10 protein-coding genes and 1 other RNA gene are annotated in these 12,265 nt (G+C 45.7%); 9 read left to right on the top strand and 2 right to left on the bottom strand.

Annotated elements, in window-relative coordinates; translation table 11 throughout:
- Position 1: 1 nt before the first annotated feature.
- The 9 genes from BV455_RS00870 to BV455_RS00830 all read left to right on the top strand — a co-directional run bounded on the left by BV455_RS00870 (position 2) and on the right by BV455_RS00830 (position 10,093).
- Complete coding sequence (locus BV455_RS00870) at positions 2–1,306, top strand: ribonuclease H-like domain-containing protein (RefSeq protein WP_409993677.1); 1,305 nt, start codon at positions 2–4, stop codon at positions 1,304–1,306.
- Between the two features lie 304 nt (positions 1,307–1,610).
- A complete protein-coding gene (locus BV455_RS00865) occupies positions 1,611–1,844 on the top strand; it encodes a CotD family spore coat protein (RefSeq protein ID WP_017437371.1) in 234 nt (77 codons plus the stop codon).
- Positions 1,845–1,972: 128 nt separating this feature from the next.
- A complete protein-coding gene (gene gpsB, locus BV455_RS00860) occupies positions 1,973–2,269 on the top strand; it encodes a cell division regulator GpsB (protein WP_017437372.1) in 297 nt (98 codons plus the stop codon).
- 105 nt (positions 2,270–2,374) lie between these two features.
- An RNA gene (gene rnpB, locus BV455_RS00855) (RNase P RNA component class B) lies at positions 2,375–2,773 on the top strand.
- Positions 2,774–2,955: 182 nt separating this feature from the next.
- Positions 2,956–4,104, top strand: coding sequence for a THUMP domain-containing class I SAM-dependent RNA methyltransferase (locus BV455_RS00850; RefSeq protein WP_218687619.1), 1,149 nt, complete (start codon positions 2,956–2,958; stop codon positions 4,102–4,104).
- An 86-nt stretch (positions 4,105–4,190) separates the two neighbouring features.
- Positions 4,191–4,367 (top strand): hypothetical protein, encoded by a 177-nt coding sequence (locus tag BV455_RS00845; RefSeq protein ID WP_155835586.1) that lies wholly within the window; start codon positions 4,191–4,193, stop codon positions 4,365–4,367.
- A gap of 199 nt (positions 4,368–4,566) precedes the next feature.
- Positions 4,567–6,507: an ATP-dependent DNA helicase gene (locus BV455_RS00840; protein ID WP_017437375.1), complete on the top strand. Its 1,941-nt coding sequence runs from the start codon at positions 4,567–4,569 to the stop codon at positions 6,505–6,507.
- 286 nt (positions 6,508–6,793) lie between these two features.
- Complete coding sequence (locus BV455_RS00835; RefSeq protein WP_223845283.1) at positions 6,794–8,362, top strand: IS200/IS605 family accessory protein TnpB-related protein; 1,569 nt, start codon at positions 6,794–6,796, stop codon at positions 8,360–8,362.
- A 222-nt stretch (positions 8,363–8,584) separates the two neighbouring features.
- Positions 8,585–10,093 carry a carboxypeptidase M32 gene (locus BV455_RS00830; protein ID WP_042409573.1) on the top strand — a complete coding sequence of 503 codons (1,509 nt, stop codon included), beginning with the start codon at positions 8,585–8,587 and terminating at the stop codon, positions 10,091–10,093.
- 42 nt (positions 10,094–10,135) lie between these two features.
- On the opposite strand, the gene BV455_RS00825 is transcribed toward BV455_RS00830, so the two are convergent.
- Both BV455_RS00825 and BV455_RS00820 read right to left on the bottom strand, forming a co-directional pair.
- Positions 10,136–11,785, bottom strand: a complete 1,650-nt coding sequence (locus tag BV455_RS00825) for a b(o/a)3-type cytochrome-c oxidase subunit 1 (protein WP_017437377.1) — start codon at positions 11,783–11,785, stop codon at positions 10,136–10,138.
- Entirely contained in the window at positions 11,786–12,256 is a 471-nt protein-coding gene (locus BV455_RS00820; protein WP_017437378.1) for a cytochrome c oxidase subunit II, read from the bottom strand.
- Positions 12,257–12,265 lie beyond the last annotated feature (9 nt).

The raw sequence follows: 12,265 nt of genomic DNA, 5'->3' as shown, positions 1-12,265 counted from the left end.
GATGTCAATGAAGCAAAAACTAGCGAGATGGAAGGAGCAGCTGGCATCCCGCCATGGCGCCGCGTCTGAACATGCAGACTCCCCTGCTGCAGGGCGGCACAGCCTGGAAATTCCGTTTTTGGATGAATGGCAAAACAAACAAGTGCAGCCGTTCTTTTTTGACGAGGACTACTGCCTCATCCGCGAAGTGGTATACCCGCTCGATTACCGGCACGGCCGCTACCAACTTGGAGAATTGCATCATGTCCATCAGCGGTGGCAGGCTGCTCCTTTTGCCCATCCGCTTTCTTGCAAAGGGTTTAAAGCAAGCGATTTATTTTTCTTTGATACGGAAACGACCGGGCTTAGCAGCGGAACAGGGCATGTCATTTTTTTGCTTGGCCATGCCCGCGTGTATGCTGACCGGGTTGTCGTTCGGCAGCATTTTTTGCCGCATCCGGGGGCGGAAGTGGCTTTATACCAAAGTTTCCTGTCGGAAGTCGATTATACAACACTTGTTACCTATAACGGGAAAGCATTCGACTGGCCGAAAGTAAAAACGCGTCATACGCTGATTCGCGATGCCGTTCCAAAGCTGCCGGCGTTCGGTCATTTCGATTTGTATCATGCCTCAAGGAGAATGTGGAAGCAAAAACTTGAGTCGATTCGTCTTTCTGAGGTGGAAAGAGAAATACTGCAAGTGGAGCGGAAAGAAGATGTTCCCGGCTTTTTGGCGCCGATGATGTACGCCGATTTCCTGTCTACACCGCATCCAGACCGCATTTTTCCGGTGTTTCAGCATAACGAGCGTGATATTTTATCGTTAATTTGTCTTTATATTCATTTATCCAATCAGTTATTGGACGCCTTAGGGCTAGACGATGCGCTTGAGCAGCTGGAAACGGCGCGCTGGCTGGAATCGTTAGGGGAAACGGCTGCCGCCAAGCAGGTGTACCATCATGTCACCAAAAAAGAAACCAAAGAAGCATGGCAGGCAAAATGGCAGCTGTCGCTTTTATATAAAAAAGAAAAACGGTATGAAGAGGCCGCGGCGATTTGGCTGGAACTATGGGAGCATGGAAGCGATGCATGGAAGGTAAAAGCCGGATTGGAGCTGGCCAAAGCGTATGAACATTATTTCCGCGATGTTTACGAAGCTTACCGCTACGCTACCCGTGCCTATGAACGATGGAAAACGCTATTCCGCACATATAAACAGGGAAACAGTGCTCAAGAGTCGGAGTGGAGGAAACGGATCGAGCGCCTCAAGAGGAAATTAAATAATAAAAATATTTCCTTGGCAAGCGCAAAATATGACAGAAAATAAAAAAAACTAACTTTTCTATTTCGAATCTTGTAGAAAAAATAAAAAATGTGTACAATTTCATCGGAATCACTAAAAATGAATAATGGCGGGGAGAAAGCGATGCGGAGCATGTATAAAAAAATCTTTTATTTGTTTTTTATCGTCATATGCTTAACGTTTGTTGTTTTTACTAATTTAACGTAACATTAGCAGTATGTTTTCAACGGACAGGAAAAATGGGTATCTATACTAGTACGAGTCCGCTCCTTTCATCATAGGCTAGTAGTGTAAAACAGAAGCCTATGAAAAGAAAGGAGAATGATGTATGTTTTGCAGACCACATGTAATGGCACCGATTGTTCATCCGCCACAATGTTGTGTACAACATCATTTCGGGGCAACGATCGTACCACACATTCATCCGTCGCATACGACACATGTCAACCATCATCTTTTCCAACATCAACATTATTTCCCGCATACGGAGTCGGTTGTCAACGAAGTAGCCAACCAACATTGCATGTTCCCTGGTCCTGCTCCGTTCCCATGGGGATTTTAATCCCGATGAAACAGGAGCCGCCAAGACGGTTCCTGTTTTTTTACAATGAAACGCAAATTGACAATCGATTTGATTTCTGAAAAAATAAAGTAAAGACAATAGCGGAATGTAGAATTGAGGTGAAAGTGATGTTAGCCGGTCGTATTAAGTTAACGCCAAAAGAAATTTTAGAAAAAGAGTTTAAAGTAAGTATGCGGGGGTACAATCAAGACGAAGTCGATCAGTTTTTGGACATTATTATTAAAGATTACGAAACGTTCCAACAAGAAATTGAACAGCTGCAGCAAGAAAACGCTCGTCTGAAACGGCAAGTGGAAGAGCTGCAAAAACGGCCGTCTGCGCAAGTGGGAACAACAAACTATGATATTTTGCAGCGGTTATCTAATTTAGAAAAACATGTATTTGGCAATAAATTATATGAATAATTCCATGCAGACAAATGCACTATACTATACATACAAAATGGATACTTTTTCTATTGCAATTACTCGGAAAATGAACTATACTACAATGTGCAAACGGCGTTAATAATGTTCGGGTAATCGCTGCGGCAATTTTTGCCGTAGAGGAAAGTCCATGCTCGCACGGTGCTGAGATGCCCGTAGTGTTCGTGCCTAGCGAAACCATAAGCTAGGGCAGTCTGGCGCAATGCTGGGCTGACGGCGGGGAAAGAACCTAAGTCCCAATTGGGATATGGTTCGATTACCCTGAAAGTGCCACAGTGACGCAGCTCTAAGGGAAACCTTAGAGGTGGAACGCGGTAAACCCCACGAGCGAGAAACCCAAATGATGGTAGGGGCACCTTCCCGAAGGAAATGAACGGAGGGAAGGACAGATGGAGCTTTTCCATCTGTAGATAGATGATTACCGCCGGAGTACGAGGCGATAAGCCGCTTGCAGTACGAAGGTACAGAACATGGCTTACAGAACATTATTAACGTCGTAACGGATACCGTGAAAAGCTCTCCTGCATGAAGGAGAGCTTTTCGTATTTTTGCAATGAATCACATCTTCTCTGCTAAATCCATAGAGAGATGGAAAGAATTTTTTATTATACATGACCTACTTTGTGCATATCAGTTGCCACATTAACGGTAACGGGAGGTATCCTATGAAGTCTTTTGCATTAATTGCCACAGCAGCCATGGGACTGGAAGCGGTTGTGGCTGATGAAGTGCGCCGTCTCGGCTATGAGTGTCAAGTGGAAAACGGAAAAGTGACGTTCGAGGGCGACGAGCTGGCGATTTGCCGCGCGAATTTATGGCTGCGCACCGCAGATCGCGTGAAATTAAAAGTTGGAGAATTTAAAGCGACAACGTTTGAGGAGCTGTTTGAGCAAACAAAAGCGTTGCCGTGGGCGGACTATTTGCCGGTGAATGCCAACTTCCCGGTGATCGGAAAATCGGTAAAATCCACGCTTTTTAGCGTTCCGGATTGTCAGGCGATCGTCAAAAAAGCAGTGGTGGAAAGTTTAAAAGAGAGGTATCACGTTTCTTGGTTTGAAGAAACAGGGCCGCTTTACCGTATTGAAGTTGCGCTTCATAAAGATACCGCCACGCTGACGATTGACACGAGCGGGGCCGGTTTGCATAAACGCGGCTACCGCGCCCGCCAAGGGGAAGCCCCGTTAAAAGAAACGCTGGCGGCCGGGCTCGTGCAGCTGACAAACTGGACGCCGGACCGCCCATTTGTTGATCCGTTTTGCGGATCGGGAACGATTCCGATTGAAGCGGCGCTGATTGGTCAAAATATCGCGCCAGGATTTAATCGCGATTTTGTGTCTGAACAATGGGGGTGGATTGGCGAAAAAACATGGGAGCGGGCCCGCGAGGAAGCGGAAGATTTGGCCAACTATGACCAGCCTCTTGATATTTCTGGATTTGACATTGACCATCGCATGGTGGAAATCGCAAAAACAAACGCGATGGAAGCCGGCTTTGCCGATTTAGTGTCATTTAAGCAAATGCAAGTAAAAGATTTTCGCACGCGCAAAGAATACGGCGTCATCGTCGGCAATCCCCCGTATGGCGAGCGGCTCGGCGAGCGTAGGGAAGTAGAAGCAATGTATCGGGACATGGGCAAAACGTTCTCCGCCTTAGATACGTGGTCCATTTATATTTTGACGGCGCATAAAGAGTTTGAAAAACTTTATGGAAAAAAAGCGACGAAGCGCCGAAAATTATTCAACGGTTTTATCGAAACACATTATTACCAGTACTGGGGGCCGCGGCCGCCGAAAGAAAAAACGAACGGTCAATAAAAATAGGCGCTTCCGGCAAGGAATAGAGGCATTCCTTTCTGCATATAATACGGATATTATCCATGAACTATTTTTGCAGGAAGGGGATGAAAATGACGTATTGTTCGCTTGACTGGATGAAAATTTCCGAAGCGCTTGATCGCACATACGAATGTTTAGTGCAGCAAAATGCCGATAGCGAACATTTAAAACAAATTGAAGCGGCAAAAAACATGTGGAAACAAGCGTTTACATACCGCATATCCAGCCCGTTGAAAGCATAAGGAGGCTAAAGAAGTTTTCGCTCGTTCATCGGCGGATATTATTTGACTTCTTGAGAATGATCAATCATAATATTATTTTGTTAGACTTTATAGAACCGTAAGCGCGCAGCAAAAGACCGTTGCGCGCTTATGCATGCATACATAACAAATACAGTGGGCAGGAAGTTTTTATTTATTATTTTTGGAGGGTTTTTAGACGATGAGCCGTGAGCGCTATCCTTTTAAATTAGAAAAAAACGAGAATTTTTTTGATAAGTTAAGCCAGTGGATTGGCGATGTGTTTTATGACATTTTGCCGGAAGCCGGTTTTGAGCTGCGGGATGAACAGATTTATATGGCGTTCCAGTTGGAGCGCGCGTTTCGCGAGAAAAAAGTAATTTTTGCCGAAGCGGGAGTCGGTACGGGAAAAACGATTGTCTATTTGCTGTATGCGATTTGTTACGCCCGCTATACAGGGAAGCCGGCCATTATCTCTTGCGCCGATGAGACGCTGATTGAGCAGCTGGTAAAAAAAGAAGGGGACATCGCGAAATTATCGGATGTGCTTGGTTTACATATTGATGTGCGGTTGGCCAAGTCCCCGGATCAATATTTATGTCTAAACAAACTCGAAGAAGTAACGACATATGATGACAAGGATATCGAGCTTTACGAACAAATTTATGATGAACTTCCGGCATTTGTGCATGACAATAAGCCAATGCAAGCATTCTATCATTACGGGGACCGGAAAGAATATGCTCATTTAACGGATGAGCAATGGAAAAAAATCGCTTGGGATCCGTTTCAAGACTGCTTTACATGTGAAAAGCGCCATCGCTGCGGACAAACATTGTGGCGCGAATATTATCGAAAAGCCGCTGATTTAATCGTTTGTTCCCATGACTTTTACATGGAGCATGTTTGGACATATGAAGCACGTAAACGCGAAGGACAGCTTCCGCTTCTGCCGGAAGCGAGTTGCGTCGTATTTGACGAGGGGCATTTGCTCGAATTTGCCGCGCAAAAAGCGCTGACATACCGGATGAAAGAAACGACGCTCGAATCGCTGTTAACAAGACTTTTAGAAAACGATATCCGTGAAGAGCTGGCCTATTTAATTGAGGAAACGCTGCAAATCATGGTCCGCTTTTTTGATGAACTGAAATCATGTGCAAAAGAAGTCGCCGGCTCCAACCGTCAAGAAATTATGTTTTCGCCAAAGTTGCTCCGTCTTGCGAAACAATTACACGGCAAAATAGTGGAGATTGGCAATGAGCTCGTGTTTGAAAGCGAGACATATACGATCGATCACTATCAATTAAATATTGTCGATGAATATTTAGATCAAATTGAATATTCGCTTGATTTGTTTATGAATAATGCCGACGCGATCATATGGCTCGAATCGTTCCGACAAGAAACGACGCTCGTCGTCATGCCGCGTACTGTGCAGGAAGTATTGCGCGAAAAAGTATTCAGCAAGCGCATTCCGTTTATATTTTCTTCGGCGACATTATCAAGCGGCAAATCGTTTCAATATATTGCGAATAGCCTTGGCATTGATGAGTATTTGTCTTTCAGTGTCGACTCGCCGTTTGATTATGAACGGCAAATGACGATTTTTATGCCAACGTTTAGAAATGATGAAACATTATTTGCGCAAAAGTATGCGTATGCCCTCGAAAAAATTCGTGAAACAGAGGGACGAGCCCTTATTTTATTTCCGACACGGCAAGAACTGCAACAATTTAAAGAGGCGGCGAGCGGCGAGAAGCAATTCACCTTTTTGTTTGAAGGCGATCGGGAAATTAGCGAGCTCGTCGCCATCTTCCAAGCGAATGAAGAAACGATATTGTGCGCCGAACATTTATGGGAAGGCCTTGATATCCCGGGACCGTCGCTATCAAACGTCATTATTTGGTCGCTGCCATATCCGCCGAATGATCCAGTTTTTCAGGCAAAGCGAAAAGCGTACGAAGATCCGTTTTGGAGTGTCGACGTTCCATATATGCTGCTAAGGCTGCGCCAAGGGGTAGGGCGCTTGATCCGCACCCATGAAGACCGCGGCATCGCATCCATTTTTGTGACGGATGACGAAAATAAAAAAGTGATTGAAGCTATCAAAGGAGTACTGCCGACATCAGTGAGGGAAGAATAATTTCTTCCCTCTTTTTTTATCGTAAAAAAGAGGAAAACAGCCCTTCATCATGGAAATATTATCAATGCAGCCAAAAGCACCAAAGGTATAAGCAGTTTGTTAAACATCTATAAAATCATGTAATATCTCCTGTTATTGGACGTGGAGAGGTGGATGTTCTTCATCTTTTTCATCATCCCCTGTCTTTTGATAAAAAATCTTCTCCCCCTTCCTCATGTTAAAAGGAAATGAAGAAGATTTAGCGAATATATGTTCTTAAGTTCCAAACAAGGGGGAAGGCAAGGGGGTGAAAACCGTTCGGGGGATGAAAATCGTTTCTCATGATGAATCACAACTTCGTTCATTAGATGAGTTGATGCGCGTCTTTTGTTCCGCGAAGCGATACGCGTTCAACCGTTTGTTGGAGGGAAGGAACGCCAAAGACATCATCAAGCACCTTCCGCACCAATTTCGACTTAACAAACGGTTTGCCGAAGATGCGGTCTTGCTTGCTCAATCGCTGATTTCTTCTCAACGTGAGTTGCTTCCAATTCGCTTGGAGGATGTGCGGGCGAAAATCGAAAAAACGGAAAAGAAAATCGATGACTACCAACATGGAAGAAAAACACTGAAGAACGTCGATCTTCCAACGTGTTTAGACGGATTACACCGACGATTAGAAAAATGGAAATCCAAAGAAGCCGAGCTAAAGCACCATCTCGATCAAGGGACAATTCCAGGTGTGATTTTTGGTGGAAAAGAGAACTTTTATAAGCGCTTGAAAGGAAACATCACGAATGAAGAATGGAAAGATTTGCGCTCGAATCAGTTGTACGCCAGAGGCGATAAAAGCAAAAAAGGAAATTTGAATATTCGCCTCACCTATGACGACAAGACGTACCAATGTTATGTAGAAATCGCCAACCCGCTGGAACAACAAAAAGGGAAACACGCTCCTCGCTTGAGGCTGCCTGTGTTGGTTCCTGAAAAATATGAAGAGGAAATCATCGATCTCATCATGGGAGAACCAGTCGGAGTGAATGCAAAAGGAAAGCCGATCATCGAATATCAACCATATACCGTCGAAATCCAACGCAAAAACGGGGAATATTACATTCATCTCATCTATGAAGAAGAGGTATATGGCAGGGAACTTACCGATGATGAACCGATTCAAGCGGAACGAATCGCTGGGATGGATATCAATATGGACCGCATCGCCGTCAGCATCGTTTCAAAACATGGAAACTTCCTCAAATCGAAAGTGTTTTACTGCCATGAACTCGAATATGTGCGGGCGAATAAACGAAACAACATCGTGGGAGAAACCGTACGAGATGTGTATGACTGGCTGCTTCAAGAGAATGTGGGGGCAGTGGTCATCGAAAACATCCAACTAAGACAGCGGCACGATACGGACAAACGATTCAATCGTTTCACCCATAACTTCAAAAAGAAAAAACTGACTGACACCATCATTCGCCGGGGGATGCGGCTGGGGTTTCGCATCAAAAAAGTGAATCCGGCGTATACCAGCGTCATCGGACGTTTCAAGTATAGGAAAAAGTATGGGTTATCCGTCCATGAAAGTGCCGCTTTAGTCATTGCTAGACGGGGATTAGGGTATCGTGAACGATTGCCAAAAGAACTCATTCACCTCATAAAAACGAAAGTGAAACGCCATTTGATTGCCATGTTAGGGTCGATGGAAGAATCCTACAAGCAATCAAAAAGCGGAACAAAACTGCGACAATATCTAGGGATGATGTTAAAAAAGATCGAGAACTTCAAAGAGGAACATGAGTGGTCATTATGGAACATCTTGCACAAATTCTGTTGGCTGAACCAGTACCAAATTCAACTGAGGGAGGTGTAGACCTGGTTGCTAAAATCGCTGTCGTGTACTGACCGATGGAAGGAATGGTGCACGACAGGTGCCGTCGCTAACAGCGAGCCACGGGGTGTCTTTCACAGCAGGTGAATGACAAGGGAAATTCCCTTCCTGATGGAACTCGGTGAGAATCCGAGCGGCAAGCGGTGTTTCCTGGTTCCATCGCGATGAGTCGGTTTTTATAGATTTTAGTAACCAGGCGCTACCATGATTAAAAAAATAGAACAACAATTTTTACAATATGTCAAAAAAATGATGAGTTATAACGAGGCGATCAGCCTTATGTACTGGGACTTGCGGACAGGAGCGCCGAAAAAAGGGGTCGAGCAGCGTTCGGAAGTCATTGGCATGCTTTCGCAGGAAGTATTTAAAATGTCCACATCGGAGGAAATGGCGGCGTTTATCGCCGAGTTGTCGCCAAAACATGCGTATGAGCAGCTTTCGGAAGTGGCCCGCCACACGTTAGAAGAATGCAAGAAAGAGTACGAGCGAAATAAAAAAATTCCGGCTGATGAGTATAAGGAATACGTCGTATTGCAGTCGAAAGCAGAAAGCGTATGGGAAGAAGCGAAAGCGAAAGCGGATTTTTCTCTGTTCCGTCCGTATTTGGAAAAATTAGTGGAATTCAATAAACGGTTTATTAACTATTGGGGATATGAAGGCAATCCGTACAATACATTGCTTGATTTATTTGAGCCGGGAATGACGGTCGACGTGTTGGATCAAGTATTCGGCAAGCTGCGTGAGCGCCTTGTCCCGTTGGTGCAGGAAGTCGTTGCTTCTCCGCATCAGCCGGAAACATCGTTTTTATTCCATCCGTTCCCGAAAGAAAAACAGCGCGCTTTTAGTTTGGAGCTGCTGCAGGAGCTTGGCTATGATTTTGCGAAAGGCCGGTTGGACGAAACGGTGCATCCGTTTGCCATCGGTCTGAATCCAAACGACGTCCGTATTACGACGCGGTATGATGAGCGTGATTTCCGCACCGCCATTTTTGGAACCATTCATGAGTGCGGCCACGCCCTATACGAGCAGCACATTTCGGAGAAATTGATCGGGACGCCGCTATGCACGGGCACATCGATGGGAATTCACGAATCGCAGTCGTTATTTTATGAAAACTTTATTGCCCGCCATTATTCGTACTGGAAACGCAACTATGCCCGCCTGCAGCAATATGCTCCGGAGCAGTTTTCTGACGTCTCTCTTGATGCGTTTTACCGGGCGATTAATGAAGCGAAGCCGTCGTTAATTCGCATCGAAGCCGATGAGTTGACATATCCGTTACATATTATGGTTCGTTACGAAATCGAAAAGCAGCTGTTTAATGGAGAGATCGAAGTAAAGGACTTGCCGGAAATTTGGAACGATAAATACGAAGAATACCTCGGCATTCGCCCGCATAACGATGCGGTCGGCGTGCTGCAAGATGTCCATTGGTCTGGCGGCAGCTTCGGCTACTTCCCGTCGTATGCGCTCGGTTATATGTATGCGGCACAGTTCAAGCATGCGATGCTAAAAGACTTGCCTCATTTCGATGAACTGCTCGAAAAAGGGGAATTAACGCCAATTCGCGAATGGCTGACAGAGCGGATCCATCAATTCGGCAAAACGAAAAAACCGCTGGAAATTTTGCGAGACGCAACCGGAGAAGCATTGAATGCCGACTATTTGATCCGCTATTTAGAAGAAAAATATAAAACCATCTACCAATTATAAAAGAAAAAATCCTCCCTCCCGCTTCGGGGAGGGGGATTTTTCTTACCATAATTTATATCCTTTTGACCCTGGCGGCGCGTTTTGAATCATATCGATGAATGGCACTGTATAGGCAATCAAAATAAGCGCGACCGTAATGCCAATCCATAGTTTCCAGTTATCCATAGCAAGTGCGGCGCGTTCTTGCGGTTCTGCCGCTTCGGCAACCGGGAATTCCGTTTCTCCTTTCGGTGCGAAGAACGCTAAGTTGGTGATAATGACAAGGACTAAAATAATGCCGATAAATAAAATCGTGCCGCCGACCGCTTGCGCGATTTGATACGGAATCCATTCGAGCGCTTGCGGCGAGTTTCCGTAAGTGGAAAATGCCGAACGGCGCGGCGCCCCAAGCAACCCGGCAAAGTGCATCGAACCGGACATAAACGACATGCCGACCGCCCATACCACCGTCTGAATAATCGCCAAGCGGTTCATCGCTTTTGTCATCACCCGGCCGCTTAAGTGCGGAACGAGCCAGTAGGCAGCGCCGAAGAACGTAAGCACGACCGTTGTTGCAACCGTTAAATGGAAGTGCCCTGTCACCCAAATCGTGTTATGGACGACTTGGTCCATTTGGTGGGAAGCGTTAATAATTCCGCCAGCACCGGCAGGAATAAAGAACAGCATACCGACAAACGGCGCGAAAAAGCGCGCATCTCCCCACGGCAGTTTGCGAAGCCAGCCAAACAGGCCGGTGGCACCTTTCGAGCGTCCGTATGCTTCAAATGTCGCAAACATCGCAAACGCCGTCATTAGCGAAGGAATGACAACCATAAATGTTAAGACAACTTGCACGTATTTCCAAAACGGCGTAATCCCCGGTTCGAGCAATTGGTGGTGAAACCCGACAGGAATCGAGAAAAATAAGAACAAGATAAACGCTAGCCGCGCTAAAGAGTCAGAGAAAATTTTCCCGCCAATCACCTTTGGAATAACGGCATACCAAACCATGTAAGCTGGAAGCAGCCAGAAATAAACGAGCGGGTGCCCGAAATACCAGAATAAAGTCCGGCTGACTAGAACGTTCACTCGGTCAACGATGCCAAGCGACCATGGCAGCAGTTGGATTAAAACGGTGGCCGCTACCCCCAGCGTACAAACAAGCCATAAAATCATATTCGTTACCGCCATAAAAGTAAGCAGCGGGCTGGCTTGGCCAGGGTGCTGTTTTCTCCAGCGCGCATAATGGGCAAAGATCGCGAAGCCGCTGATCCAGCTGCCGACGACAACAAGGGTTAAGCCGAGATAAAAACCGGCATGTGCTTGCAAAGGCGCGTAGAACGTATAAAGAACGGATGCTTGCCCAGTTAAAATGAAAAACGCTGTCGTCGCCGTACCGATCGTCATGGTCCAAAAACCGACCCAGCCCCAGAAGCGGACGCGGTTGGAAAATGTTCCGGACGTACGGCTTACTGCGGCGAATTGAAATCCGATAATAAAGAATGTTGTTAAGACGAGGCCAAGCAATACGCCGTGTGTTGTTAAAATGGTATAATAGCTGATGCCTGCCGGCAGCTGAAACTTTCCGGAACGCACTAGCGTTTGCAATAATCCGGCCAATCCTCCTAAAGCAAGGGCGATAAATGCGACATAAATATGCGCTAAAGCTAATTTGGCATCACGACGGTCTACTTTCACTGTTTCGTTCATCATTTACTCCACCACCTTAATTCGTCCAGTCATCATATGGTGACCAGCACCGCAATATTCATTGCAAAGGATCGTATATTCGCCTGTTTGATTAAATGTTTTCGTAATAGTATTGATATACCCCGGTTCCACCATCATGTTAATGTTTGTGCCTGCTACTTCAAAACCATGGATAACATCTTTTGAAGTCACATTAATCGTTACTTTTGCGCCTTTCGGAATTTCGATTTGGTTTGGCGTAAATGCAAAGGCAGATACGACAATGTTTAGCTGATATTCATTATCTCCGGTTTTGACTAAGCCAGGTTTATTAAACGGCGGTGTCTGATCTACTTTCTCGGGATCGATGGTCGTCAAGCAGCTCGGCGGCTGTTTGCCTTCGGCGAAGGCGCTTACGCCGATGACGGTCAAGAAGACAAACAGACAGGCAATGCCAAACGTAAGCCAAATTTTTTCGTATTTGTGCATATGCATGGCTATATC

Source organism: Parageobacillus caldoxylosilyticus (assembly GCF_019272935.1).
GTDB classification, from domain to species: domain Bacteria; phylum Bacillota; class Bacilli; order Bacillales; family Anoxybacillaceae; genus Saccharococcus; species Saccharococcus caldoxylosilyticus.
Note: the sequence above shows the minus strand (reverse complement) of the source record. Positions and strands in the feature narration are given on the sequence as shown.

Coding starts and splice junctions, on each gene's coding strand:
- BV455_RS00870 (WP_409993677.1), top strand. CDS start 2: ATGTCAATGAAGCAAAAACTAGCGAGATGGAAGGAGCAGCTGGCATCC.
- BV455_RS00865 (WP_017437371.1), top strand. CDS start 1,611: ATGTTTTGCAGACCACATGTAATGGCACCGATTGTTCATCCGCCACAA.
- gpsB (WP_017437372.1), top strand. CDS start 1,973: ATGTTAGCCGGTCGTATTAAGTTAACGCCAAAAGAAATTTTAGAAAAA.
- BV455_RS00850 (WP_218687619.1), top strand. CDS start 2,956: ATGAAGTCTTTTGCATTAATTGCCACAGCAGCCATGGGACTGGAAGCG.
- BV455_RS00845 (WP_155835586.1), top strand. CDS start 4,191: ATGAAAATGACGTATTGTTCGCTTGACTGGATGAAAATTTCCGAAGCG.
- BV455_RS00840 (WP_017437375.1), top strand. CDS start 4,567: ATGAGCCGTGAGCGCTATCCTTTTAAATTAGAAAAAAACGAGAATTTT.
- BV455_RS00830 (WP_042409573.1), top strand. CDS start 8,585: ATGATTAAAAAAATAGAACAACAATTTTTACAATATGTCAAAAAAATG.
- BV455_RS00825 (WP_017437377.1), bottom strand. CDS start 11,785: ATGATGAACGAAACAGTGAAAGTAGACCGTCGTGATGCCAAATTAGCT.
- BV455_RS00820 (WP_017437378.1), bottom strand. CDS start 12,256: ATGCATATGCACAAATACGAAAAAATTTGGCTTACGTTTGGCATTGCC.